Source organism: Novilysobacter erysipheiresistens, from assembly GCF_036663935.1.
Classification (GTDB): domain Bacteria; phylum Pseudomonadota; class Gammaproteobacteria; order Xanthomonadales; family Xanthomonadaceae; genus Novilysobacter; species Novilysobacter erysipheiresistens.
On the sequence record NZ_JAXGFP010000005.1, the window covers coordinates 272,941 to 297,032 of the forward strand.

A 24,092-nucleotide genomic window follows, 5' to 3' on the forward strand; every position below is an offset into this window, starting at 1 on the left:
CCCTGTCTGCGGCGTCACCGGTTTGTAAACAATTTGTAAACACAACGCAAGCGGCAAAAGCAATAGCCAAATTCGGACAAATCCATCCCGGGCTTGCCCGGCTCTGGGAAATCTCCCCCGCCCCGCTCAACCGGCCAGCAGCAGGCTCAGCGCCACCACCACCAGGAATGCCACGAACACCCGCTTCAAAGCATCGCCATGCAGGTGATGGGCCAGCCGCGTGCCCCACGGCGCCGCCAGCACCGAAGCCACCGCGACCCCGATCGCGGCCGGCAGGTAGACATAACCGACCGCGAACTCCGGCAACGCCCCGGTCGGCGCGTGCAGCGCATAGCCCACTGCGCTGCCCAGCCCGATCGCGACCCCGCAGGCCGACGACGTTCCGACCGCGCGCACTGGCGCCACCCCGCGCCAGACCAGCAGCGGCACGGTCATGCTGCCGCCGCCGATCCCGACCACCGCCGACAGCGCGCCGATGCCGACCCCCGCGCCGGTCATCGGCAACCCGCGCGGCGCCGGCACATCGCCGCCGGCCTTGCGCGCCTTGCCGAAGTGCAACTGCGCCGCCGCCAGCAGGCAGTAGCCGGCGACGATGTAGCGCAACACGTCGTCATCGATCTTCACCGCGACGCCGCTGCCGAGCCAGCCGCCGGCCAGCAGTCCCGGGACCATCCACGCCACCGTCGGCCACAGCACGCTGCCACGCTTGTGGTGCGCCCGCGCCGACGCCGCGGCGGTCAGCACGATGCTCGCCAGCGAACTGGCCAAGGCCGCGTGCATCGCCGCATCGGCCGGCACTCCTAGCAACGGCAACAGCCACGCCAACGCCGCGACCAGCACCAGTCCACCACCGACGCCGAGCAGGCCGGCCAACATCCCTGCGATCACTCCTAGCAACGGAAACAGCAACCAGGCAAGCGACATTTGGTCTCCGGCGCGTGGCGCCCGCGATGTGAAAAAGATGGGCGCGGCCGTTCATTTTCGCCCCGCTATAGTCGGGCGATGCCCCCCCGCACCCTGCCCATCGTACTCGCCGCGCTTGCGACGTCGTTCGCGACCTTGGCCTGCGCCCAATCCACTCCGACGCCGCCGGCGCAGCCGACCGCGGCGACCCCGGTCCGCGCTCCGCAACCGGGCGCGCCGATCAAGCCGCTGTCGGATCCACGGCTGCCGCAGATCGACGCCGCGATCCGCGCCGCCGAGTCGGGCAACTTCAATGCCGCGCGCTTCGGCGACCTCGCCGACCATCCGCTGTACCGCTGGGTCGAGCTGGCCAGCCTGCGGCGCAACATCGACGACGTCACCGAGCCGCGCGCGACCGCGTTCCTGCAGCGCTACCAGGGCGAGGCGGTGGCCGAGGAGTTCCGCGAGCTGTGGCTGGCCGCGAGCGCGCGCCGCGACGACCCGGCCGCGTTCCTCAAGGCCTGGAACGACGAGGTCCGCAGCACCAAGCTGCGTTGCGCGCGGCTCGATGCGCAGCGCCAGCTGGGCCGTATCGATGCGCAATGGACGGCCGATGCGCAGGAAATCTGGAACGGCAGCGACGGCAAGTCGTTGCCGAACGATTGCGACCCGGTATTCGCCGCGCTCGCCGAGCGTGGCGGACTGACCGACGCGATGCGCTGGCAGCGCCTCGAGCAAGCCGCGTCCGCGTGGCAGCCCGGGGTGATGCGCGCCGCGGCGCAGGGCTTGCCGGCCGACCAGCGCGCGCTGGCCGAGGACTACGCCACCTTCATCGATGCACCGCATCCGCGCGCGCTGTCCTGGCCGAAGACCGATCGCAGCCGGCTGATCGCCTCGCATGGCCTGGCCAAGCTCGGCAAAAGCGATCCCGACCGTGCCGAGGCGCTGCTGCCGCAGTACGCCGGTGCGCTGGATTTCACCGAGGCCGATCGCGGCCGGGCGATGTACATGATCGCGCTGTGGACGGTGGCCTCGTACCTGCCCGAGTCCGAGCGCCGGCTCAACGCGGTGCCCGCGGCGAGCTACGACGCCCGCCTGCACGAATGGCGCGTGCGCGAGGCGATGTCGCGTTCGGACTGGCCGGCGGCGCTGGCGGCAATTCGCAAGATGAGCGACGAGCAGCGCAGCGATTCGACCTACGAATACTTCGAGGGCCGGCTGGCCGAACTGACCGGTGACGAGGCGACCGCGCAGGCGCGTTACGCCGCCGCTGCACGCGAGCCGGAATTCCACGGCTTCCTCGCCGCCGACCGCATCAACCAGCCCTACGCGCTGTGCCCGTGGGAAGTCCAGGCCGACGCCGCGTCGCTCGCCACCGTCGCCAACGATCCGGCGCTGCAGCGTGCAATCGGCTTGCACCAGCTCGAGCGGCACGGCTGGGCTGTGGAGGAATGGGCCGAAGCGACGGAGGATTTCAGCGACACCCAGCGCCAGCTCGCGGTCAAGATCGCGCAGGCCAACGGCTGGTTCGACCGCGCGGTGTTCGCGCTCGGCGACGGGCCGCGCGAGAACCAGTTGTACACGTTGCGGTTCCCGCTGCACCACGATGCAACGATCCGCCGCGAGGCCGCGCGCAACGACATCGATCCGGCCTGGGTCGCCGCCGAAATCCGCGCCGAGAGCATCTTCAATCCGCGCGCGCGCTCGGGCGCCAACGCGATGGGGTTGATGCAGGTGTTGCCGGCCACCGGGGCGGCGGTCGCGCGCCGGATCGGGCAGCCGTGGAACGGCAGCCAGAGCCTGTACGACGCCGACACCAACATCGTGCTGGGCACGGCCTATTTGAGGCAGATGCTCGACGAGTATGGTGGCAAGCCGTATTTCGCGATTGCCGGCTACAACGCCGGGCCGACGCCGCTTGCGCGCTGGCAGGCGCAGCGGCCGGGCATGGATCCGGACTTCTGGATCGAGACGATCAGCTATCACGAGACTCGCGACTATGTGGCGCGGGTGCTGGCGTTTGCGGTGATCTACGATTGGCTGCTGGAGGGCGATGCGCTGCGGCTGAGCGATCGGATGCAGGGCAAACTTGATGGGCCGCGGAAGACGTTCGAGTGTCCTGCGACACCCCCATAAGCCGGCGCAACAAACTGGACTGAGGTTGCCGGTGCGAAACTGCAGCGGGACCTCGGACCCCGCGCGGGAGCCGGGCGGCCGGGGCATTGCTCCGCCCTCCGGACGGCTGTCCTGCCTTTAGTCGGGGCGCCGGCCATCCATGGCCGGCTCTACGCAATGCCCCGGCCACCCGACTCCTGCGCTACGTCGCGGTTGGGTGTTGCGGAGATGGACAGGCATCATGGAAACCATGAAGACCTTTCTCGTCGGTGGCGCGGTGCGCGACCGGTTGCTCGGGCTGGAACCGGGTGACCGCGATTGGGTCGTGGTCGGCGAAAGCCAGGCGTCGATGGAAGCCGCCGGCTTCAAGCCGGTTGGGCGCGACTTTCCGGTGTTCCTGCACCCGGACAGCGGCGAGGAATACGCGCTGGCACGGACCGAGCGCAAGTCCGGCCGCGGTTACCGCGGCTTCGTGGTCGACGCCGACCCGTCGGTGACGCTGGATCAGGACCTCGGCCGCCGCGACTTCACCATCAATGCGATCGCGCAGGACACCGACGGGACGCTGGTCGATCCGTTCGGCGGCGCTCGCGACATCGAGGCGCGGGTGTTGCGGCATGTCGGCGCGGCATTCGTCGAGGACCCGCTGCGGGTGCTGCGCGCGGCGCGGTTCATGGCGCGGTTCGCGGCGTTGGGGTTCAGCGTCGCGCCGGAAACGATGGCGCTGATGCGGCAGATGGTCGACGCCGGCGAGCTGGCCGAGCTCGTGCCCGAGCGCGTGTGGCAGGAGTTGCGCCGCTCGATCGCCAGCGAGCGTCCGTCGGCATTCCTGCGGACCCTGCACGACTGCGGCGCGCTGGCGGTGGTGCTGCCCGAGGTCGAGGCGCTGTACGGCGTGCCGCAGCGCGCGGAGTACCACCCGGAGGTCGATACCGGGGTGCACGTCGAGCTCGTCTGCGACGTGGCGGCAATGCTTGCACCGGGCGACGATCTGATCGGCTTCGCCGCGCTGACTCACGACCTCGGCAAGGCGTTGACGCCGGAAGCGGTGCTGCCGAAGCACCTTGGCCACGAACAGGCCGGGGTCGCGCCGCTGCGCGCGTTGTGCGAACGCCTGAAGATTCCCGCGGAGCACCGCCAGTTGGCCGAGGTCGCCTGCCGCGAGCACCTCAACGTCCACCGCTTCGAGGAGCTGCGCGCGAGCACCGTGGTCAAGCTGATCGAACGCTGCGACGGTTTCCGCAAGCGCGGCCGGATCGCCCAGCTCGCCACCGTCTGCGAAGCCGACAAGCGTGGCCGCGCCGGTTTGCAGGACCAGCCGTATCCGCAGGGCGACGCGCTGCGCGCCGCCCATGCGGCCGCCTGTGCGGTGCGCGCGGGTGATTTGCCGGAAGGCCTGCAGGGGCCCGCGGTTGGCGAGGCGATGCGCAAGGCGCGGATCGCCGCGGTCGTGAATGCCACCGGCAAGAAGCCGTAGCTGCACGAATGTTGCCGGACGACCCGCGGGCCGCCCGGCACCTGCCTCAGAACCGCCAGTCCATCCGCGCGTAATAGCTGCCGCCGTTGATGCCGAACGGCAGCGTTTCCCAGCCGTAGGTGAAGCCCAGCTGCGGGAACGGGAACTGGGTGTCCGGATCCCAGTTGTCCGGGTACTCGTCGAAGATGTTGTTGCCGCCGACGCTGAGCTTGAGGTTGTCGCTGACCGCGTAACTGACGCCGAGGTCGAACAGCGCCTTGCCGCCCCAGGTCTGCGTGACCCCGGTGAAGCCCTCGCCGGCGACCGAGCCGTAGTAGTTGCCGCGGCCGGTGACCTGCCACGGACCGGTTTCCCACACCGCCTGCAGCACGTGGTGGGCGCGCGGCTGGCCTTCCTCGATCAGGGTCACCTGGGCGTCGTCGAACAGCTGCTCCGGCGTCAGGATCGGCGACTGCGAGCGCCGGTCCTTGACCTCGGTCTTGTTGAAATGCACCAGTGCGGTCAGGTTGAGCGACGAGCCGCCGTCGAACACCGTGTTGTGGTTGGCGACGATGTCCAGGCCGGTGGTTCGGGTGTCGATCGCGTTGGTGAAGAACAGCACCTGGCCGACCCCGATCGGGTCGAGGATCGCGCGGATCGGGCAGTTGCTGTTGTCCGGCAGGCAGGTCGCGGCGTCTTCCGGCGAGAGATTGCTGGAGAAGATGATGCGTTCGTCGATGTCGATCCGGAACACGTCCATCGTCAGCGAGAAACGCTCATTGGGAGTGAACACGAAGCCGAGGGTGCCGCTGGTCGAGGTCTCCTCCTGCAGCGGCTCGATCCCGAACGCGCGGGTCACGTCACTGTCCTGGCGTGCGGTCAGGGTGTCGGTCAGCACGCCATCGGCGTTGAGGTTGGTCGAGCGCTGGCTGTAGAACAGCTGCTGCGCACCGGGGGCGCGGAAGCCGGTCGACACGGTGCCGCGGACGGCAAAGGTCTCGGTCGCGTCGAAGCGTGCCGACAGCTTGCCGATGGTGGTGTTGCCGAAATCCGAATAGTCCTCGAAGCGCACCGCGCCGCCGAGCAGTAAGCGCTCGGTCAGGTTGGTCTCGGCGTCCAGGTACACCGCCATGCTGTGGCGACCGTCGTCGACCGCCTCGTTCGGCGAGAAGCCCGGGAAGCCCTGCATACCCGGCTGGGCGATGTCGCCGGCCTGGCCCCGGATCTCGAGGTCGCGGTTGTCGGTACGGCCGTAGGTGTAGGACACCGGATCACCGGCAGTGATCGCGTAGTTGTCCTCACGGTATTCCACGCCGGTGGCCAGGTACAGCGGCTGGTCGTTGAAGCCGCCGACGCTGCCGCGGAAGTCAAGGTTGAAGGTGGTCTGGTCGAATTCGAGGGTGCCGGTGTCGGCCGACACCGGCGAGGCGCCGTAAATGCCGGCGGCCGGGTTGGCCGGGTCGATCGGCTCGTACCACCAGCTGACATTGACCGAATCGGATTCCTCGAAGCCGAACTCGTTGCGGCCGTGGGTGACCGACACGTCCATGTCCCAGCTGCTGTCACCCAGCGGCGCGCGGTAGCCGACCGCCAGCGAGGTGTCGTCGACGGTGGTGACGATGTTGGGCAGGAACCCGTCCGGATACAGCGCCGGCACCGTGCGGTTGTCGAGCGGACCGCGGAAGAAACCGTAGGAACTGCCCTCGCGCCTGGACAGTCCGCCGAACCAGTAGATCTCGCCGGCACCGGCGCCGACCGCGCCGTTCATCCACAGGTAGGCGTCGCTGGAATCGGCCTGGCCGATGCGCAGCTTGACCGCGCGCTCGCCGGCAGCGAACTCCTCCGGCGTGTACCAGCCCAGCGCGTTGGTGGTGGCGATGCCGGCGCGGTTGGTCTCGCCGCGGTCGCGGTACTCCAGCGACAGGTTGAGGAAGCCGTCGTCGCCCAGCTCGAAGCCGGTATTGACCGAGCCGCTGTACAACTCGCCATCGCCCTCGTAGGTCTGCCCGGCCTGCACCACCACGTCGGTGTGCTCGGTCTGGTTCTTGAGGATGATGTTGATCACGCCGGCGATCGCGTCCGAACCGTACTGCGCGGCGGCGCCGTCGCGCAGTACCTCGATGCGCTCGATCGCCGAGATCGGGATCGCGTTGATGTCGGTGCCGGCGGTGCCGCGGGCGATGGACTGCTGCACGTTGACCAGCGCCTGCTGGTGGCGGCGCTTGCCGTTGACCAGGATCAGCACCTGGTCCGGGCCGAGCGCGCGCAGGGTCGCCGGGCGCAGGATGTCGGTGCCGTCGCTGATGGTGGTGCGCGAGAAGTTGAACGACGGCTCCAGCATCTGCAGCGCCTGGCCGACTTCGAGCGCGCCGGTGGCGGTCAGTTCTTCCTGGCCGATGATGTCGACCGGCGCGGCGGTGTCCTCGGCGGTTCGGCCGCGCACGCGCGAGCCGGTGACCTGGACCATGTCGAGGGTGGTGGCGGCCGGCTCGGTGGCCTGCTGCGCGGACGCCTCGGGGGCGACGGGTTCGGCCGGCGTGACCTGTTGTGCGGTGGCGCTGGCGGTGAAGGCGTGGCTGGCGACGATGGCGGCCACGGCCAATGCCAGCCGGTTGCGATAAACGGACATGCTCTGGTTCCTTGAGGTGGTGGACGGACTTCCCCTGTCAAGCCCGGTCCAAGCCTCCAACAAGCAACCCGCCAACGCAAGGGTGCGTTATCCGCTCCTACGAACGCCCCCACAGGCGCGCATCCAGGCGCTGCAGCCACCGCGCCATCGGCGTGGAGGCGATCAGCAACCCGGCGAGCGCGCCGAATGCGTTGGCCATCGCGTCGGCGCTGTCGCCGATGCGCTCGGCGGTCCAGGTCGCCTGGGCGAACTCGATCGCGATGCCGAACGCGATCACGCCCAGCGCGGCCAGCGCCTGCGGCCGCATTCGCGCGAACAGCATCACCGCGTACGCCGACAGCAATGCGTAGCCGAGGAAATGCTGCAGCTTGTCGAGTCCCGGCCACATCGGCGGCAGGTCGCCGGGCGGCAACAGTGAGCCGGTCGCGACCAGCGCGAACAGCAAGCCCCAGCCGGTCAGCCACACCGCCGGCCGACGGAACTCGCGCAACCACCGCGTCGTGCTCACAGCCGATAGCTCAGATCGCCGGCGAGGAACGCGGCGCCGAACTCGACGTCCTTCTCGAAGCCGATCACCTGGAAACGCTCGCCCATCTCGCTGGGCAGGGTCAGTCGCTTGACCTCGTTGCCGCGGCGCTGGCGCTCGGCCTCGTCGCCGATTTTCTCGATCCGCTGCAGCACCCCGGCCAGGCCGTTGCCGAGCAGGAAATTGGCCTGGTTGCAGTAGCCGGCAAAATCGAAACCGGCCGCGACCCCGGCCTCGGCCAGCGCGGTGAAGTCGACCGACGCGGTGATGTCCTGCAGGCCCGGCCACAGCAGCGGATCGGCATGCATGCGATGGCGGTAGTAGGCGCGCAGGGTGCCGTCGCTGCGGTCGGGCTGGTAGTACTCGGCGCGCGGATGGCCGTAGTCGACGAACAGCATCGCGCCGCGCTGCAGACCGCCGGCGACCGCCTGGATCCAGTACGGCAACTGCGGCAGCACTTCGGAGCGGTAGCCGTCGGGAAGGCTATGGCCGAGCTTGCGTTCGATGTGGCGCACGGCGTTGGTCAGGAAGGCGTCAGCCGGTCGCAACACGCGGCGACGCTGGCCCTGCTCGATCGCGACGTGTTCCTCGTAGACCTCGCCGGCCTCGATGGCGAAGCGCGGGGTCGGCAACGCGTCGATCACCTCGTTGGCGAACAGCACGCCGTACCAGTCGTCGGTGAACGGCGTATCGAGCCACTCGACCAGGTCGAACAGTGGCGGTACCAGGCGCCGCGACAGGCGTTCGCGCTGGCGTTCGCGCAGCTCCGCGCTGGGTTCGAGGATGGCGTAGCGATCGGGCAGCGCGTCGAATTCGAGCAGACGCTTGAGTGCGGTCTCGGCGAACGCGCCGGTGCCGCCGCCGAGTTCCAGCAGCCGCGCCTGCGGGCCGATCTGCTGCAGCACCGGCGCGACGCTTTCGGCGACGCAGGCGGCGAACACCGGACCGAGCTCGGGGGCGGTGACGAAATCGCCGGCTTCGCCGAACTTGCTCGCGCCGGCGCTGTAGTAGCCCAGCCCCGGGGCGTACAGGGCCAGCTCCATGAAGCGCGAAAACGGGATCGCGGCGCCGTCGGCCGCGGCAATCTGGGCGTCGATCAGCGCATCGAGCCGGGCGCTGTGGGCGAGCGCGTCGGCATCGGGTAGGGGCAGCTGGAAATCGGTCACGTTGGCGCCTGTCCGGATACTCGCGCAGGATACCCGTGTTGGATCCATGGAGACCCTGATGCCCCCCACCCCTGTCGCACTGGTCACCGGCTCGGCGCGGCGCATCGGCGCGGTGATCGCCCGCACCCTGCATGCCGCCGGCTACGATCTGGCGCTGCATTGCCGCCATTCGCGCGCTGAACTCGATGCGCTGGCGGCCGGATTGGAGGCCAACCGCGCCGGCAGCACGCTGGTGTTGCAGGCCGACCTGGCGGAGTTCGATCGGCTGCCCGAACTGGTGGCGCAGACCGTCGGCCGTTTCGGCCGACTCGACGCGCTGGTCAACAACGCCTCCGGCTTCCAGCCGACCCCGATCGGCTCGGTGACGCCGGCGCAGTGGGACGCGCTGTTCGCCAGCAACGCGCGCGCGCCGTTTTTCCTCGCCCAGGCCGCGGCGCCGCACCTGCGCGCCAGCGGCGGCGCGATCGTCAACCTGGTCGACATCTACGCCGAGCGGCCGCTGCGCGAGCACACGGTCTACTGCATGGCCAAGGCCGCGCTGATGATGATGACGAAGTCGCTGGCGCTGGAACTGGGCCCGCAGGTGCGGGTCAACGCGGTGTCGCCCGGCGCGATCCTGTGGCCGCAGGACAGCGGCAACGGCGCCGCGCAGGACGCGATGCTGGCGCGTACCCCACTGGGCCGCACCGGCACGCCCGAGGAGGTCGCCGAAGCGGTGCGTTGGCTGCTGCAGGGTGCGACCTACAGCACCGGCCAGGTGCTGCATCTGGATGGTGGGCGGATGCTGGCGGGGTAGCACTGGCCCGCCTGCTTTTGTAGGAGCGGCTTCAGCCGCGATCGGATGATCGTCCGCCCAAGCCGATTCCAGATCGCGGCTGAAGCCGCTCCTACAAAATCTCGAACGATCGCGGTCGAATCGGGACTAGAAGGACACAACCTCGAACGCGGCGTCGCGCTCCGGATGCTCCGCCCACAACTGCGCCAGGGTACGACCGTCGCCGGGTACCATCACGTCCGCGGCGATGTCGGCCAGCGGCTTCAGCACGAATGCATGCTGCAACTCCGGCCGCGGAATCCGCAGGTTGCCGGGCCCCGACAGCACCCGGTCGTCGAACAGCACGATGTCGATGTCGAGCGTGCGGTCGCCATGCCGCGGGCCGCTGCGGTCACGTCCGTGCGCATCCTCCAGCGCATGCAGCCAGTCGTTGAGCGCGTTGGGGTCGAACTCGGTCTCAATTACCGCTGCAGCATTGAAAAAGTCGTTGCCGTCGAACCCGACAGCACGCGTGCGATAAACCGGCGACAGCACCACGGTGCCGAAGCGCCGGTGCAGCGCCTCGATCGCGCCGCGCAGGTTGGCCGCCGGTTGCAGATTGCTGCCGAGGCTGAGGTAGGCGCGGCTCATGCGGTCGCGGGCGATCCCGATGGGGGTGGCGCATTGTCCGCCGTCGGGTTGGCGCCGTCACCCATCCCGGCGTCGACGACCTTTCCTTCGCCCAGCCGCGCCAGCGCCGCCGCGACGTCGGCGCCGCCGGGTGCCTGGTACAGCTTCAGTCCGAACTCCGGCAACACCGCCAGCAGGTGGTCGAAGATGTCGCCGGCGAGGTTCTCGTAGGCCACCCAGCCGATGTCGGCCGAGAAGCAGTAGATCTCCATCGGCAACCCGGTCGGCCCGGGCGCGAGTTGGCGCACCATCAGGGTCATGTCCTGGTTGACCCCCGGATGCGCGCGCAGGTACGCGGTGACGTAGGCGCGGAAGGTCCCGAGGTTGGTCGCACGGCGATTGTTGACCGGGTCCTTGCCGGCCGCCTCGAGCTTGGCGTTGTATTCCTCCAGCTCCGCGCGCTGGTCGTCGAGGTAGTCGTCGATCAGCGCGATCCGGCGCAGGTGGTCGCGCTCGGCCTGGTCGAGGAAGCGCACCGAGTTCTGGTCGATCAGCAACGCGCGCTTGATCCTCCGGCCACCGGATTCGGTCATCCCGCGCCAGTTGCGGAAGCTCTCGCTGATCAGCCGGTGGGTCGGAATGGTGCTGATCGTCTTGTCCCAGTTCTGCACCTTGACCGTGTGCAGGCTGATGTCGATCACGTCGCCGTCGGCGCCCTGGCTGGGCATCTCGATCCAGTCGTCGACCCGCAGCATGTCGTTGCTGGCCAGCTGCACCGACGCCACCAGCGACAGGATGGTGTCCTTGAACACCAGCATCATCACCGCGGTCATCGCACCCAGGCCGGTCAGCAGCACCAGCGGCGAGCGGTTGATCAGCGAGGCGATGATCAGCACCGCGGCGATGATGTAGACGATCAGCTTGAGCAGTTGCAGGTAGCCCTTGATCGGTCGCTCGCGGGCGCGCTTGCTGTTTTTCTCGTAGACGTCGTTGAGCGCGTTGAGCAGGTTGCCGATCGCCATCGCGATGGTCAGCACGACGTAAGCCAGAGCGACGTTGCGCACCACGGTGACCAGCAGGTCCGGCAGGCCCGGCACCGCGCCGATGCCGGCGAGGATGATCAGCGCCGGCACCACGTTAGCCAGCCGCGCCAGCACCCGTCGCGACATCAGCGCATCATCCCAGTGCGACGGCGAGGCCTGCGCCAGCCGTCCCACCATGCGCAGCAATACCTGCCGGGTCAGCCAGTTGGCGATCCAGGCGCCGAGCAACAGAGCGGCGAGACCGAGCGCGGTCTGGGCGTGGGGATAGCCGGCGAGGGGCTGCAGCAGTGCGATGTCGAAGGTTTTTTCCATGCCTACAGGGTAGCGGCCGAGCGTTCGATCCTCACCCCGACCGCGCGCGCGCCACGCACCGCGCCGGGCTTGCCGAGCTTGAGCGTGACGTGCTGCACGCCGAACTCGTCGAGGATGATCGCCGCGACCCGCTCGGCCAAGGTCTCGACCAGCCCGAAGTCGGACGCCGACACGTACTCGATCACGCGCTTGCTGACCGCCTTGTAGTTGAGCGTGTCGCCGATCGCGTCGGTGGCGGCCGGGATGCGGTTGTCGAACGCCATCTCGATGTCGAACACCAACGGCTGGCGGATCCGCCGCTCCCAGTCGTAGATGCCGATCAGCGCGTCGATCTGCAGGCCTTCGATGAATACCTTGTCCATTGCGATTCCGTGTTTTGTGGGCGGATGCGGTGCAGCCTCGGGCTCTTGTAGGAGCGGCTTTAGCCGCGATCTGGAGTCGGCGCGGGCGAACGACTGACCGATCGCGGCTGAAGCCGCTCCTACAAAAGCCGGAAAATCCAGATGACCGATCACACCGCCGGCAGCGTCGCCATGTCCCAGCGCGGGGTCACCATCACCGATGCGCCTTCATGCTGCCCGGCCTGCAGCCGCAGCGCGCCGGCGAACGCGATCATCGCGCCGTTGTCGGTGCAGAACTCCGGTCGCGGGAAGCAGACCCGGCCACCACGGCGCTCGGCGATCTGCTCGAGCTTGGCCCGCAAGCGGCGATTGGCGCCCACCCCGCCGGCGACCACCAGGGTTTCGCAGCCGGCTTCGTCCAGCGCCCGCTCGCATTTGATCGAGAGGGTGTCGACCACCGCTTCCTCGAACGCGCGGGCGATGTCGGCGCGGGTTTGCTCGGACTGGTCGCTGTCGCGCCACGCCAGCAGGACCTGGGTTTTCAGGCCGCTGAAGCTGAAGTCGAGTCCCGGCCGGTTGGTCATGGGTCGCGGGAACTTGTGGAGGCCGGCGCGCCCCTGCCCGGCCAGCGCGGCCAGTTGCGGACCACCGGGATACGGCAGGCCCATCATCTTGGCGGTCTTGTCGAAGGCTTCGCCGGCGGCGTCATCGAGGGTTTCGCCAAGCAGGCGATAGCGGCCGATGGCTTCGACCCCGACCAGTTGGGTGTGGCCACCGGACACCAGCAGCGCAACGAACGGTGGCTGCGGTCGGCTGCCCGGATCGCCTTCCATCAACGGCGCCAGCAGATGACCCTCCATGTGATGGACCGCGACCGCGGGCTTGTCGAGCGCCCACGCCAGCGCGCGCGCGACGCCGGCGCCGACCAGCAACGCGCCGACCAGCCCGGGGCCGGCGGTGTAGGCGACGCCGTCGATGTCGTCGACGATCATCCCGGCGTCGGCCAGGGTCTGGCGGACCAGCGGCAGCAGCTTGCGGACATGGTCGCGACTGGCCAGCTCCGGCACCACCCCGCCGTACTCGGCATGCAGCGCGATCTGGCTGTACAGCGCATGCGCGAGCAGGCCGGCGTCGGTGTCGTACACCGCCACGCCGGTCTCGTCGCAACTGGTTTCGATGCCGAGGACTCTCATCGGAAGGGATATGGGGGTGGTCGGGCGTAAAGGGTAGCCCGGGTGCGGTGTCGCCGTTCGGAATGGCGGGTCGGGGGCGGCGGCTCGGGATGGGTTAATCCAGCGCGGTCGGAGATCCCGATGGCTCGGCGAGGAAAAGCGTGTGCTTCGGGAGGTTGCGTAGCGCAGGACGTGGCCGGCGGGGGAGTTGCTCCAGCCCTTCGTCAGGGCCCGCTTCGCGGTCCGGCCCGGCGCAGCGCGCCGGGCGTTCGCGCAGGCGCGCGGCCGTGCCGCGCAAGCCGCCTGCGCTCACCCTGCCCTGAGGCGGGCCGCGGGCCCTCCATGGCCCGCTTTTGCGCAATTCCCCCACCGTCCACCTCCTGCCCGGTTGTCTGCGGCTTCGTGGATGGGTTCGGGTAGGAGCGACGTCAGTCGCGACCTGTACATCGCCTCAAAGGTTCGACGGATCGCGACTGACGTCGCTCCTACATCGGGGCTTAGATGCCGGCGCTCTTTGTAGGAGCGGCTTTAGCCGCGATCTGGAGTCGGCGTGAGCAAGCAGTTATCCGATCGCGGCTAAAGCCGCTCCTACAAGAGCCCGCATACGCCACCAAGCAAAGCTGGCGGGTGCAACCACGACGAGATCAAGAACGCCGCGCCCGGCACGCGCGACCGAGTAGCAATGCCCGGACAGGGCGGCGCCCCACCCGAAGCCGGTTCGCTCCGACCACTGCCTTGCCCTTGCCCCGTTCCGCCGTTGTCTTTGCCTTCCCGGCGCAACTTGCACACGGCCAATCGCCGCCGGTACAATACGCGGCTCTCCCGGGTTGCCCGGGCTGTTCACCCCGAACCGAGATACCGTATGCCAAGCGTCAAAGTCCGCGAAAACGAGCCTTTCGAGTTTGCCCTGCGTCGCTTCAAGCGCACCTGCGAGAAGGCCGGCGTCCTCGCCGAGACCCGCAAGCGCGAGTACTACGAGAAGCCGACCCAGGAACGCAAGCGCAAGGCCGCCGCCGCGGTGAAGCGCCAGTCCCGCCGCGCCTCGCGCGACGTGACCAAGCGTCAGCGCCTGTACTGATCGCGCTCCCCGTGCCTGGCCGACCGGCCGCGCACGGGTTTGCCCGCACCAAGCCGGCCGCGCCGCAATGCGCCGCCGGCTTTTTGCGTTCCACCACCACCGGCGCCGCGCCCAAGAATGGGTGCCGCCCCGCCCTCGCAAAGGACCCCGCCATGAGCCTCAAGCAACGCCTCACCGACGACATGAAGGCCGCGATGAAGAGCGGCGACAAGCACAGCCTTGGCGTGATCCGGCTGGCCAACGCCGCGATCAAGCAGAAGGAAGTCGACGAGCGCGTCGAACTCGACGACGCCCAGGTGCTCTCGGTGCTGGAAAAGATGGTCAAGCAGCGCCGCGACTCGGTCAGCCAGTACGAGGCCGCCGGCCGCGAGGACCTCGCCGCGATCGAGCGCGACGAGATCGTGGTGGTCGAACGCTACCTGCCGGCCAAGCTCGACGAAGCCTCGATCGTGGCCGCGATCGACGCCGCGGTCGCCGAGACCGGCGCCGCCTCGCCGGCCGACATCGGCAAGCTGATGGGCGTGCTGAAGCCCAAGCTGGCTGGCCAGGCCGACATGGGCCTGGTGTCGAAGCTGGTCAAGCAACGCCTCAGCGCCTGATATCGCGCGGCGGCGCAAGCCGCCGGCATCGTCGAAACCACGCGACGCTAACCCGCGTCGCTCGATACTGGCTGCGACGCAACCGCGACGATCACGAAGGCCGCATGTCGAGACCCGACGAACACACCGCTCGCGTCACCCCGACGCGGGCTGCCGACATCGACCACCGCGTCGACGACCCCGACCTGCGCGAGCGGGTCCAAGAGCTGCAGGCGCGATTGCAGCAGAGCTGGCCGGGCAAGTTCGCCCAGCGCTTCTTCGATTACGACATACTCGCCCTCGCCGCGGCGCTGTCGTTCTACACCCTGCTGTCGCTGGCGCCGCTGGTGCTGATGGTGCTGTGGCTGACCACCACCCTGTACCCGACCGCGCAGGACGAGTTCTTCCACCAGATCGGCCTGCTGGTCGGTCCGCAGGTCGAGGACACTGCGCGGCTGATCGTCGCCAATGCCGAACAGCAGCCCGGCACAGGTTCGTTCGCCGCCCTGCTTGGCACCGGCGCGTTGCTGGTCGGCGCCTCGATCGTGTTCGGCCAGTTGCAGGCCGCGCTCAACCGGGTGTTCCGCTCCGACGCCAAGCGGCTCGGCGGGGCGATGGCGTGGTTGCGCAAGCGGCTGCTGTCGTTCGGCATGGCGATCGCGGTCGGCTTCCTGCTGGTGGTGTCGATGGCGGTGCAGGCGGCGCTGGCGATCCTGATGGCATGGCTGCCGGAGCTGCTGCCGGTGTTCGCCACGGTGGTCTCGTTCCTGCTGTACGCGGCGGTGTTCGCGGCGATGTACCGATTGCTGCCGGACCGGCCGGTGAACCGTCGCCGGGCCCTGGTCGGCGGTGCGCTGACCGCGAGCCTGTTCATGCTCGGCCGCTGGGCGATCGGGCTGTACCTCGGCCAGGCCAGCCTTGGCAGCGCCTACGGGCCGGCCGGCGGGCTTGTCGTCATGCTGGTGTGGATGTACTACTGCGCGATGGTGTTCCTGGTCGGCGCCCTGATCACCGCGATGCTCGACGAGCATGCGCGGGTCAAGCGGCGGCTGGCGCAGGAACTCGCCGGCACCGAGAAACCCGACCGCTAGCGCATGGCCCGAATTCCCGACGCTTTCATCGACGACCTGCTCGCCCGCGCCGACATCGTCGAGCTGATCGGCGCGCGCGTGCCGTTGAAGCGCCAAGGCAAGGAGTATTCGGCGCGTTGCCCGTTCCACGACGAGCGCTCGCCGAGCTTCACGGTGTCGCCGACCAAGCAGTTCTACCACTGCTTCGGCTGCGGCGCGCACGGCACCGCGATCAAGTTCCTGATGGAGTACGACCGCCTGGAGTTCCTCGATGCGGTCGAGGAACTGGCGCGCCAGACCGGCATGGAAGTGCCGCGCGACACCCGCCAGCGCAACGCCAACCCGGACAGCCAGGACCTGTACGGCGCGGTCGACGCCGCCGCGCAGTTCTTCCGCAAACAGTTGGCCGCAAGCCCGAAGGCGCAGGCCTACCTCGACGGCCGGCAGGTCGATGCCGACATCCGCGCGCGCTACTCGATCGGCTATGCGCCGGATGGCTTCAACGCATTGCGCGACGCACTCGGCAGCGACGAGCGGCGGATGAAGCTGCTCGAACGTGCCGGGCTGTTCTCGCGCAACGACAGCGGTCGGGTCTACGACAAGTTCCGCGACCGGGTGATGTTCCCGATCCAGGATCGCCGCGGCCGCACGATCGCGTTCGGCGGCCGGGTACTCGACAAGGATTCGAGCCCGAAATACCTCAACTCGCCCGAGACCGAACTGTTCCACAAGGGCCGCGAACTCTACGGCCTGTGGCAGGTGCGCCAGGCGCACAAGCAGATCCCGCGGCTGATCGTGGTCGAGGGCTACATGGACGTGGTCGCCCTCGCCCAGCATGGCGTCGACACCGCGGTCGCCACGCTCGGCACCGCGACCACCGCCGACCACGCCGAACTGCTGTTCCGCAACGCCCCCGACGTCTATTTCTGCTTCGACGGCGACCGCGCCGGCCGCGCCGCCGCGTGGAAGGCGGTCGAGTCGGTGCTGCCGCGGATGAAGGACGGCCGCCAGGCGTTCTTCCTGTTCCTGCCCGACGGCGAGGATCCGGATTCGATCGTGCGCAAGGAAGGCGCGGAAGGTTTCGATGCGCGCCTGCGCGATGCCACCGCACTGTCGCAATTCCTGTTCGACTCGCTGTCCACCGACGTCAACCTCGGCACGCTCGAAGGCAAAGGCCGGTTGGCCGAGCGCGCCAAACCGTTGCTCGCACAGATTCCCGACGGCGCGTTCGCCGACCTCATGCAGCAACGCCTGACCGAACTGACCGGCGTCGGCGCGCGCGCCAGTGCGCCCGACACCCACGTGCCGGTGCAGCGCGCGCGCAGCGGCCGCGGCACGCCGGCGCCGAAACGCAGCCTGGTGCGCGCCGCGATCGCGTTCGTGCTGCAGCAACCGGCGCTGGCGCTCGAGCTGGAGCCACCGTTCCGCTTCGCCGCGCTGCAGCAGCCCGGAATCCCGTTGCTTGTCGACCTGTTGCAGCTGATCTACCAGCGACCCGACATCGGCACCGGCTCGCTGATCGAGCACTTCAACGGCCGCGACGAGCACGAGGCGTTACAGAAACTGGCGTCGCAATCGATGCCCGGCGACGAGGGCAAGTGGCGCAACGAACTGCTGGACACGATCGCCCAGCTCGACCGCCAGACCCTGCAGCAGCGTATCGAGGAACTGCAGGCGATCATCCACGAAGGCGGCTTCGTGGCGTTGTCGGCCGAGGAAAAAGCGGAGCTGCGTGAGTTGCAGAACAGCGCACGCCAACGTTGACCTGGTGACGACAGCCGACCGGCTAGCCTGACCGTGTATTGGGGGTCAGGAGAAACTCGCATGCCAATGTCCAACGGCGCATTCCTTTCGCGCGTGGCCGCGCTTGCACTGTGCTCAGCCACCCTGCTGGCCGGTTGCAACGGCGGTCCGGCGCTGGACCTGGCCACCAACGACATTGGCGGCAGCGTCGTATCGTCCCCCGGTGCCAAGGAGCTGCCCCTGCCCGAGCCGGTGCTGACCCCGGCGCAACAACGCGACGCCGCGCTGTCCATGTTCCTGGCTTCAAGACAGATCGCGGAAGTGCCGGAATACCGCGCGGCGCAAGCCGACCTCGATGCGGACGGCGTCGACGACCTGCTGATGTTGCTCGACGATCCCAACTGGTGCAGCGACGCCGGCTGCAGCTTGCTGGTGTTCCGCGGCGATGACGACGCCGGCTACCGGCTGGTCACCGAAACCACGGTGACCCACGCGCCGATCGCGGTCGGCGCGCAACGCCACAACGGCTGGCACGACCTGCTGGTCGGCGTTGGCGGCGACGGCACCCAGGCCGGTACCGTCGCGCTGCAGTTCAATGGCGAAGGCTACCCGCGCAATCCGACCTTGCTGGCGATGTTGGCCGAGGGTTCGACGCCACGGGCGAACGTCCTGATCGAGTAAGTCGCCGGCTGCGACTCCTTTGTAGGAGCGGCTTTAGCAGCGATCCGGAATCGGCGCGGAGAACGACTCTCCGATCGCGGCTAAAGCAGCTCCTACATCCTCGGGGAATTCATCGTCAGCCCGGCCGGCGCTTGCCCGCGCGCTTCAGGCTCTCGCGGATGCGGATATGCCGCCCCGCCTGATGCGCCTCCTTGAGTCGGCGCGCGTGCGCCGACAGCAGGTCGCCGCGGGTCAGGATGCCGACCAGCGCGTGCGGGGCGTCCGCGCCGACCACCACCAGGCGTCCGATGTCCTGGTCGACCATGTGGTCGGCGGCCTCGCGCAGCGAGTGGCTTTCCTGCACCACCACCGGCGCGCGGGTCAGCATGTCGCCGATGCGGCGAATGTTGGGGTGCGACGGGTCGAGCAGGTCGCGGCGGGTGATGACCCCGCGCACGTGGCCGGCGTCGTCGACCACCGGAAAGCCCTGGTGTTGCGCTTCCGGGCGGCCCGACGCCATCCAGTGACGGATCGCGCCGAGGTCGTCGCTGGTCTTCAACGACACCACCTCGCGCGAACAGGCCTCGCCGACCGTCACCAGCTGCAGGTGGTCGGCGGCGTACTCGCTCGGCACCCGCACGCCGCGGCGCGCAATCTTCTCGGTCATGATGGTGTTACGCATGATCAGCGCCGACACCAGGTAGGCGGCGACGCAGCCGCCGAGCAGCGGCAGCAGCCCGGCGGCCTGTTGAGTGGTCTCGAACGCGAACACCACCGAGGTCAGCAACGCGCGCGAGGAACCGGCGAAGATCGCCGCCATCCCGACCAGCCCGGCAATGCGCGGGTCGACCCCGAGCTGCGGCGCGATAGCGACCAGCCCGAACCCGCACAGCGCACCGATCGCGCCGCCGATCGTGAACAGCGGCGCCAAGGTGCCGCCGGAGGTGCCGCTGCCGAGCGCGATCGCCCACGACGCGAACTTGGCCACGCACAACAGCGCCAGCGCGCCGACCGCGAAGTTGCCAGAGACGATGTCCTCGATGTTGCTGTAGCCGACGCCCAAGGTCAGCGGCGCGTAGTAGCCGATCACGCCGACCGCGAGCCCACCGATCGCCGGCCACCACATCCAGTGCACCGGCAGTTTCTCGAACGCGTCCTCGATCCCGTACACGACCCGGGTCACGCCGACGCTGACCAGCCCGACCAGCGCACCCAGCACGACGTAGCTCAGCAGCGCCAAGCCGCCGGGCTGGGCGATGTCGGGCATCGCGAACACCGGCTCGGTGCCGACGATCGCGTAGCGCACGCCCGTCGCGACCACGGCCGCCAGCGCCACCGGGATCAGCGAGCGCGGCCGCAGTTCGAACAGCAACAACTCGATCGCGAGGATCACTGCCGAGATCGGCGAGCCGAAGATCGCCGCCATGCCGGCCGCGGCGCCGGCGGCAAGCAACACCTTGCGTTCGCCGCCGGTGACATGCAGCAACTGGCCGAGGAACGAGCCGAGCGCGCCTCCGGTGGCGATGATCGGACCCTCGGCGCCGAACGGGCCACCGGTGCCGATCGCGATCGCCGACGACACCGGCTTGAGGAAGGTGATCCGCGGCGGGATCCTCGACTCGTTGAGCAGCACCTGCTCCATCGCCTCGGGGATGCCGTGGCCACGAATCGCCGCCGAGCCCCAGCGCGCCATCACCCCGACGATCAGGCCGCCGATCACCGGCACCACGATCACCCAGGCGCCGAGCTGGTGTTCCGCCGGCGACACTTCGTGCAGCGACCAGCGGCCGTAGAACGCGAGGTTGGTGACCAGCCCGATCAGCGCGACCAGCAGTTGCGCGACGAACGCGGCGGCGGCGCCGAGCGCGATCGCCAACGCCGCGATGAACAGGATCCGCGGCTCGACCAGGGTCGAGCGCCTCGGCATCCGCGCCGCATCGAGGCTGGCGCCGAGCCCTGGGGCCACCGGCAGCGCGTCGGTGCTGGCGCTGTCGCGCAGGTGCGGGGCATCGCCGCTGTTGCCGGCCTGGTCGCCCTGCGGCCTGCCGGGTGCGTTGTCGGACTGGTTGTCGGGCGTGCGGCCGCTCATCCGCCCAGGCGCTGCAGCTCGAACGCCGCGCTCGGCTGCAGGTACGGCAGCAACCAGTGGTCGACCAGCAGGAAGGCGAACAGCGCCATCAGGTACACGATCGAGTAATTGAACACCTTCATCGCATACAGCTCATCGGGCGGGTCCATCAGCTTCCACGCATGCCAGATGAACATCGCGCCGAGGATCAGCGCGCCGCCGAGGTAGAAGTTGCCGCTCATCTCGATGATCCACGGCAGCATCGTCACCAGCACCAGCAGCACCGTGTAGAACAGGATCTGCCAGCGCGTGTACTCGACCCCGTGGGTCACCGGCAGCATCGGCACCATCGCCCGGCGGTAGTCCTCGCGGCGGAAGATCGCCAGCGCCCAGAAGTGCGGCGGGGTCCAGACGAAGATGATCAGCACCAGCAGCAGCGCGTGCGCCCAGTCGTAGTCGCCGGTCATGCCGGTTACCGCCGACCAGCCCAGCAGCGGCGGCGCGGCCCCGGCGATGCCGCCGATCACGATGTTCTGCGGGGTCGCGCGCTTGAGGAACACGGTGTAGATCACCGCGTAGCCGATCAGCGAGGCGAAGGTCAGCAGCGCGGTCAGCAGGTTGACCCAGACCAGCAGCACCGCCATCGACACTACCGCCAGCACCAGTGCGAACAGCAGCGCGCGTGCCGGGGTGATCTGGCCGGCGACGATCGGCCGCCACGAGGTCCGCGTCATCTTCGCGTCGATGCGGGCATCGAGCAGCTGGTTGATCGCCGCCGCCGACGAGGCCGCCAGCCAGATGCCGAGGAAGCCCAGCACCGACTCGCGCAGCGGCGGCAATCCCGGCACCGCCAGGAACATGCCGATCGCCGCAGTGAACACGATCAGCGCCACCACCCGCGGCTTGGTCAGGTCGAAGTATTGCCGGGCGACCTGGCGCCAGTTGCCGTCCATCACGCCTCCGGGGCGCGCAGGCGCGCAAGCAGCGAGATCAGCACGAACAACAGCAGCACCGCGCCGGCGTTGTGCAGTACCGCGGTCGACAGCGGCAGCGCCAGCTTGACGTTGGCGATGCCGAGGCCGACCTGGGCCAGCACCAGCACGCCCAGCAATGTCGCCCAGCCGCGCATGCCCGGCAGCCGCATCAGCCGGCCGGCCAGCCCGAGCAGGTACACCAGCACCACCATCGCCATCATCCGGTGGGCCATCTGGATCGCGATGCGCGACTCGCCGTCGAGCACGCCGCCTTCGTAGTCGACCCCGATCCCGCGCCACAGCACGAAGCCCTCGCGGAAGTCCGCCGGCGGCCACCACTGGCCGACGCATTTCGGGAAGTCGAGCCAGTGGGTGCTGTCGCCGAGCCAGCCGCCGGCACCGCAAGCCAGCGCGGCATAGTTGGCGCTGGTCCAGCCGCCGAGCGCGATCTGCACGCCGAGCAGCACCAGGCCGATCACCAGCAACCGATGCAGGCCGGCGGCCTCGGCCAGCCGGATCGGCGAGTTGGTCGCGCGCCAGGCCATCCACAACAGCAGCGAGAACGTCAGCAGGCCGCCTAGCAGGTGCGCCATCACCACGATCGGCTTGAGCAGCCAGGTCACCGTCCACATCCCGAGCAGGGCCTGGAACACGATCACCGCCAGGGTGATCGCGGCGACCCGGGCGAGGTCGAGGTTGCTCCAGCGCAATGCGGCCAGCAGCAGGATCGCCTCGCCGGCGAACGCCAGCAACGACGCGGCGACGTAGTGGGTCTGCATGTACAGCGGGATCGCGATCGCGACCAGCGCCGCGGCGACGATCACCTGTGCGATGCCATAGCGGCGCCGGCGCGCGGCCAGCAATGCCATCGCCAGCACCAGCACCCCGAGCGCGCCGGCGATCATCCGGTGGAACTGTTCGCGCCAGGCCTTGCTGGGGTCGACCGCCCGGATCGCGGTGGCGGCGTGGTCGTCGACCTGGCCGGCCGCGGTCGGCCACGCCGCGCGGCCGTAGCAGGTCGGCCAGTCCGGGCAGCTGAGGCCGGCGTCGGACAGGCGCACGAACGCGCCGAACACGATCACCCCCAACGCCAGTGCGACCGCCAGCCACGCCAGCCGGTGGAAGTGCCGGGCGGGACGGATCGACGGACGGGCCGGGGTTGGCTGGGGCGAATCGCTCATGCGGGTCTCGGTCGGTTCCAACTCAAATCAGTTTCAGCAGCTTGACCATGTCGGCGCGCAGTTCGACCGAATCGAAGCCCGGAGGGTAGCGCAGGATGACGAAGCCATTGGGGTCGATCACGTACACCGACGGCGCATGCGCGGCGCCTTCGTCGGCGGTGGGTGCCGCCGACAGCGCGCCATGCAGGCGCGGCTCGGGCTGCAGCAGCTGCAAGGTGCGTGGCCGCGGGGCGCCGTCCGGCGGCAGGCAACCGGTGCTCCCGCAGACCCACAGCACGTGCACGCGGTCGGCATCCTTGCCGAACAGGCGCCAGACGGTGTCGAGCTGCTCGGCCAGCGCGCCACAACCGGTGCCGCAATCGGCCGGCGGCGCGACCGCGATGCGCCAGATGCGCTCGTCGGGATTCCAGTGGTACTCGCCGCCGTCGACCAGGCTCGGGACCACTTCACGCAGGTCGACCGGCGGCTCGAGCAGGGTGCCGTGGTTCTTGCGGCCCTCGGGCATCCAGCCACTGAAGCGCAACGCGCCGGCGACCAGCATGCTGCCGAAGAACAGCAGCAGGATCGTGACCAGCAACGCGCGGTTGCGGTTGCGCGTCCGGGTGTCGAGCGGGTGCGGGGCAGGCGCCGGGTCTTGGTCAGGGTGTCTGGAATCGCTCATCGCGGGCTCCTGGAGCGGCGGAACGTGAGGACCAATGCGGTGGCCAGCACCGTCAGGGCGAGGCCGAACCACTGCACCGCGTAGCCGCGATGCTTGGCCGGTGGCAGGGTGTTGGCGAGCAGTTCGAGGTCGCGCTCGAAGCCCAGGTCCATCGCCGGATCGAGCCGCAGCACGCGCGGCGCCAGCGGCACCGACAGGCCGGTCGCGGCGGCGATCGCGGGCATGTCGACCCGGGTCAGCAACCAGCCGTGGTCGGTTCGCATCAGGCCACGGCCGAGCGAGATGCCGGTCGACGGCGGCGGTGCCAGCAGGCCGCGCAACTCGATCTCCCCACCTGGACGCGGCACCGCCGGCAGGGTGCGATCACCCGGCAACGGCAGCCAGCCGAGATCGACCAGCAGCGGTCCACCCTGCTCCGGCAGGAAGATCCGGTAGGCGCGCACGCCGACGCGGCCGTCGCGCTGCTGGTTGTCGAGCAGCAGCTCGGGGCGGGCGTCGAACTCGCCGCGGCCGACCGCCCAGTCATAATCGTCGACGCGGGCCGGATCGGCGGCGGCCGCCAGCGAGTGCACGGCGCGCGTGGTCAGCACCTGCGCGGCGGCATCGAGCATCGACTGCTTCTCGTGCTCGCGGCCCAACTGCCAGAAGCCGAGGCTGGCGAACAGCGCGGTCGTCGCGATCGCGAGCAGCCACAACAACACGAAGCTGGAGCGATGGCTCATGCCGACGCCGCCACCGGCTGCGATAATGGCGCCACGCCGCGCCGGAGCATGTTGATGAAGACCCTGTTGATCGTCGGCTTCCTGATTCTCATTTTATGGAACCTCGGTGCCGGCCTGTACTACATGCTGGTCGACAAGGGCAGCAGCAAGCGCACGGTCAATGCGCTGACCCGCCGCATCGTGCTGTCCATCGCGTTGATCCTGCTGGTCGTGCTGGCGCAGAAACTGGGCTGGATCCAGTTCCACGGCGTCGGCAACTGACCGGACCGGGAAGCACCGCAACCGCGGCTCGCGCGGTTGTCGGTGGACA

At 69.1% G+C, this 24,092-nt stretch carries 22 protein-coding genes; 9 read left to right on the forward strand and 13 right to left on the reverse strand.

Annotation, left to right across the window (positions count from 1 at the left end; translation table 11 throughout):
* Positions 1-126: 126 nt before the first annotated feature.
* A complete protein-coding gene (locus SNE34_RS11280) occupies positions 127-924 on the reverse strand; it encodes a sulfite exporter TauE/SafE family protein (protein ID WP_332617230.1) in 798 nt (265 codons plus the stop codon).
* 78 nt (positions 925-1,002) lie between these two features.
* On the opposite strand from SNE34_RS11280, the gene SNE34_RS11285 reads away from it, so the two are divergent.
* Together SNE34_RS11285 and SNE34_RS11290 are read left to right on the forward strand one after the other, a co-directional pair.
* Positions 1,003-3,039: a lytic transglycosylase domain-containing protein gene (locus tag SNE34_RS11285; protein ID WP_332617233.1), complete on the forward strand. Its 2,037-nt coding sequence runs from the start codon at positions 1,003-1,005 to the stop codon at positions 3,037-3,039.
* Positions 3,040-3,268: 229 nt separating this feature from the next.
* Positions 3,269-4,495, forward strand: a complete 1,227-nt coding sequence (locus SNE34_RS11290; protein WP_332617234.1) for a multifunctional CCA addition/repair protein — start codon at positions 3,269-3,271, stop codon at positions 4,493-4,495.
* Positions 4,496-4,541: 46 nt separating this feature from the next.
* Here the strand turns inward: SNE34_RS11290 and SNE34_RS11295 are convergent, their stop codons facing one another.
* The 3 genes from SNE34_RS11295 to SNE34_RS11305 all read right to left on the reverse strand — a co-directional run bounded on the left by SNE34_RS11295 (position 4,542) and on the right by SNE34_RS11305 (position 8,843).
* Positions 4,542-7,103, reverse strand: coding sequence for a TonB-dependent receptor plug domain-containing protein (locus SNE34_RS11295; protein ID WP_332617236.1), 2,562 nt, complete (start codon positions 7,101-7,103; stop codon positions 4,542-4,544).
* A gap of 97 nt (positions 7,104-7,200) precedes the next feature.
* The gene (locus SNE34_RS11300; RefSeq protein ID WP_332617237.1) at positions 7,201-7,611 is read right to left on the reverse strand and encodes a VanZ family protein; all 411 of its coding nucleotides are present in this window, start codon (positions 7,609-7,611) and stop codon (positions 7,201-7,203) included.
* On the reverse strand, positions 7,608-8,843 hold the full coding sequence (locus SNE34_RS11305) for a class I SAM-dependent methyltransferase (protein ID WP_425604514.1): 1,236 nt from the start codon (positions 8,841-8,843) through the stop codon (positions 7,608-7,610). Before SNE34_RS11305 ends, SNE34_RS11300 begins: the two co-directional genes overlap by 4 nt.
* A 10-nt stretch (positions 8,844-8,853) precedes the next feature.
* Here SNE34_RS11305 and SNE34_RS11310 point away from each other — a divergent pair, with 10 nt between their 5' ends.
* Complete coding sequence (locus tag SNE34_RS11310) at positions 8,854-9,591, forward strand: pteridine reductase (RefSeq protein ID WP_332617240.1); 738 nt, start codon at positions 8,854-8,856, stop codon at positions 9,589-9,591.
* A gap of 126 nt (positions 9,592-9,717) precedes the next feature.
* Here SNE34_RS11310 and folK read toward each other — a convergent pair whose 3' ends face one another.
* The 4 genes from folK to tsaD form a co-directional block, all read right to left on the reverse strand.
* The gene (gene folK / locus SNE34_RS11315) at positions 9,718-10,200 is read right to left on the reverse strand and encodes a 2-amino-4-hydroxy-6-hydroxymethyldihydropteridine diphosphokinase (RefSeq protein WP_332617242.1); all 483 of its coding nucleotides are present in this window, start codon (positions 10,198-10,200) and stop codon (positions 9,718-9,720) included.
* Entirely contained in the window at positions 10,197-11,534 is a 1,338-nt protein-coding gene (locus SNE34_RS11320) for a mechanosensitive ion channel family protein (protein ID WP_332617243.1), read from the reverse strand. The genes folK and SNE34_RS11320 overlap by 4 nt, the downstream gene beginning before the upstream one ends.
* A 2-nt stretch (positions 11,535-11,536) precedes the next feature.
* Positions 11,537-11,896, reverse strand: a complete 360-nt coding sequence (folB, locus tag SNE34_RS11325) for a dihydroneopterin aldolase (protein WP_332617245.1) — start codon at positions 11,894-11,896, stop codon at positions 11,537-11,539.
* A 149-nt stretch (positions 11,897-12,045) separates the two neighbouring features.
* On the reverse strand, positions 12,046-13,068 hold the full coding sequence (gene tsaD / locus SNE34_RS11330) for a tRNA (adenosine(37)-N6)-threonylcarbamoyltransferase complex transferase subunit TsaD (protein WP_332617246.1): 1,023 nt from the start codon (positions 13,066-13,068) through the stop codon (positions 12,046-12,048).
* An 841-nt stretch (positions 13,069-13,909) separates the two neighbouring features.
* Between tsaD and rpsU the strand changes: the two genes are divergently transcribed.
* From rpsU to SNE34_RS11355, 5 genes are all read left to right on the forward strand, one after another.
* Positions 13,910-14,125 carry a 30S ribosomal protein S21 gene (gene rpsU, locus SNE34_RS11335; protein ID WP_078758802.1) on the forward strand — a complete coding sequence of 72 codons (216 nt, stop codon included), beginning with the start codon at positions 13,910-13,912 and terminating at the stop codon, positions 14,123-14,125.
* A gap of 152 nt (positions 14,126-14,277) precedes the next feature.
* Positions 14,278-14,724 carry a GatB/YqeY domain-containing protein gene (locus tag SNE34_RS11340; protein ID WP_332617254.1) on the forward strand — a complete coding sequence of 149 codons (447 nt, stop codon included), beginning with the start codon at positions 14,278-14,280 and terminating at the stop codon, positions 14,722-14,724.
* Between the two features lie 104 nt (positions 14,725-14,828).
* Positions 14,829-15,794, forward strand: coding sequence for a YihY/virulence factor BrkB family protein (locus SNE34_RS11345; protein ID WP_332617255.1), 966 nt, complete (start codon positions 14,829-14,831; stop codon positions 15,792-15,794).
* 3 nt (positions 15,795-15,797) lie between these two features.
* Positions 15,798-17,537: a DNA primase gene (dnaG, locus tag SNE34_RS11350; protein ID WP_332617257.1), complete on the forward strand. Its 1,740-nt coding sequence runs from the start codon at positions 15,798-15,800 to the stop codon at positions 17,535-17,537.
* Positions 17,538-17,597: 60 nt separating this feature from the next.
* The gene (locus tag SNE34_RS11355; RefSeq protein WP_332617258.1) at positions 17,598-18,197 is read left to right on the forward strand and encodes a hypothetical protein; all 600 of its coding nucleotides are present in this window, start codon (positions 17,598-17,600) and stop codon (positions 18,195-18,197) included.
* A 115-nt stretch (positions 18,198-18,312) separates the two neighbouring features.
* Here SNE34_RS11355 and SNE34_RS11360 read toward each other — a convergent pair whose 3' ends face one another.
* The 5 genes from SNE34_RS11360 to SNE34_RS11380 all read right to left on the reverse strand — a co-directional run bounded on the left by SNE34_RS11360 (position 18,313) and on the right by SNE34_RS11380 (position 23,782).
* Complete coding sequence (locus SNE34_RS11360; RefSeq protein WP_332617329.1) at positions 18,313-20,103, reverse strand: chloride channel protein; 1,791 nt, start codon at positions 20,101-20,103, stop codon at positions 18,313-18,315.
* A 158-nt stretch (positions 20,104-20,261) separates the two neighbouring features.
* A complete protein-coding gene (locus SNE34_RS11365; protein WP_332617260.1) occupies positions 20,262-21,197 on the reverse strand; it encodes a heme o synthase in 936 nt (311 codons plus the stop codon).
* Entirely contained in the window at positions 21,197-22,399 is a 1,203-nt protein-coding gene (locus SNE34_RS11370; protein ID WP_332617261.1) for a COX15/CtaA family protein, read from the reverse strand. Before SNE34_RS11370 ends, SNE34_RS11365 begins: the two co-directional genes overlap by 1 nt.
* 22 nt (positions 22,400-22,421) lie before the next feature.
* Positions 22,422-23,060 (reverse strand): hypothetical protein, encoded by a 639-nt coding sequence (locus tag SNE34_RS11375; RefSeq protein ID WP_332617263.1) that lies wholly within the window; start codon positions 23,058-23,060, stop codon positions 22,422-22,424.
* Positions 23,057-23,782 carry an SURF1 family protein gene (locus SNE34_RS11380; protein WP_332617264.1) on the reverse strand — a complete coding sequence of 242 codons (726 nt, stop codon included), beginning with the start codon at positions 23,780-23,782 and terminating at the stop codon, positions 23,057-23,059. The genes SNE34_RS11375 and SNE34_RS11380 overlap by 4 nt, the downstream gene beginning before the upstream one ends.
* 54 nt (positions 23,783-23,836) lie before the next feature.
* Between SNE34_RS11380 and SNE34_RS11385 the strand changes: the two genes are divergently transcribed.
* Entirely contained in the window at positions 23,837-24,043 is a 207-nt protein-coding gene (locus tag SNE34_RS11385) for a twin transmembrane helix small protein (RefSeq protein WP_332617266.1), read from the forward strand.
* Positions 24,044-24,092 lie beyond the last annotated feature (49 nt).

Excerpts from the sequence above, each read along its gene's own strand:
- SNE34_RS11370 (WP_332617261.1), bottom strand. The coding sequence starts at position 22,399 with ATGAGCGATTCGCCCCAGCCAACCCCGGCCCGTCCGTCGATCCGTCCC.
- SNE34_RS11295 (WP_332617236.1), bottom strand. The coding sequence starts at position 7,103 with ATGTCCGTTTATCGCAACCGGCTGGCATTGGCCGTGGCCGCCATCGTC.
- SNE34_RS11305 (WP_425604514.1), bottom strand. The coding sequence starts at position 8,843 with ATGGATCCAACACGGGTATCCTGCGCGAGTATCCGGACAGGCGCCAAC.
- SNE34_RS11345 (WP_332617255.1), top strand. The coding sequence starts at position 14,829 with ATGTCGAGACCCGACGAACACACCGCTCGCGTCACCCCGACGCGGGCT.
- SNE34_RS11380 (WP_332617264.1), bottom strand. The coding sequence starts at position 23,782 with ATGAGCCATCGCTCCAGCTTCGTGTTGTTGTGGCTGCTCGCGATCGCG.
- SNE34_RS11310 (WP_332617240.1), top strand. The coding sequence starts at position 8,854 with ATGCCCCCCACCCCTGTCGCACTGGTCACCGGCTCGGCGCGGCGCATC.
- SNE34_RS11290 (WP_332617234.1), top strand. The coding sequence starts at position 3,269 with ATGAAGACCTTTCTCGTCGGTGGCGCGGTGCGCGACCGGTTGCTCGGG.
- SNE34_RS11375 (WP_332617263.1), bottom strand. The coding sequence starts at position 23,060 with ATGAGCGATTCCAGACACCCTGACCAAGACCCGGCGCCTGCCCCGCAC.
- dnaG (WP_332617257.1), top strand. The coding sequence starts at position 15,798 with ATGGCCCGAATTCCCGACGCTTTCATCGACGACCTGCTCGCCCGCGCC.
- SNE34_RS11280 (WP_332617230.1), bottom strand. The coding sequence starts at position 924 with ATGTCGCTTGCCTGGTTGCTGTTTCCGTTGCTAGGAGTGATCGCAGGG.
- SNE34_RS11385 (WP_332617266.1), top strand. The coding sequence starts at position 23,837 with ATGAAGACCCTGTTGATCGTCGGCTTCCTGATTCTCATTTTATGGAAC.
- SNE34_RS11360 (WP_332617329.1), bottom strand. The coding sequence starts at position 20,103 with ATGCCGAGGCGCTCGACCCTGGTCGAGCCGCGGATCCTGTTCATCGCG.
- SNE34_RS11285 (WP_332617233.1), top strand. The coding sequence starts at position 1,003 with ATGCCCCCCCGCACCCTGCCCATCGTACTCGCCGCGCTTGCGACGTCG.
- rpsU (WP_078758802.1), top strand. The coding sequence starts at position 13,910 with ATGCCAAGCGTCAAAGTCCGCGAAAACGAGCCTTTCGAGTTTGCCCTG.
- folK (WP_332617242.1), bottom strand. The coding sequence starts at position 10,200 with ATGAGCCGCGCCTACCTCAGCCTCGGCAGCAATCTGCAACCGGCGGCC.
- tsaD (WP_332617246.1), bottom strand. The coding sequence starts at position 13,068 with ATGAGAGTCCTCGGCATCGAAACCAGTTGCGACGAGACCGGCGTGGCG.
- SNE34_RS11320 (WP_332617243.1), bottom strand. The coding sequence starts at position 11,534 with ATGGAAAAAACCTTCGACATCGCACTGCTGCAGCCCCTCGCCGGCTAT.
- SNE34_RS11365 (WP_332617260.1), bottom strand. The coding sequence starts at position 21,197 with ATGGACGGCAACTGGCGCCAGGTCGCCCGGCAATACTTCGACCTGACC.
- SNE34_RS11340 (WP_332617254.1), top strand. The coding sequence starts at position 14,278 with ATGAGCCTCAAGCAACGCCTCACCGACGACATGAAGGCCGCGATGAAG.
- SNE34_RS11355 (WP_332617258.1), top strand. The coding sequence starts at position 17,598 with ATGCCAATGTCCAACGGCGCATTCCTTTCGCGCGTGGCCGCGCTTGCA.
- folB (WP_332617245.1), bottom strand. The coding sequence starts at position 11,896 with ATGGACAAGGTATTCATCGAAGGCCTGCAGATCGACGCGCTGATCGGC.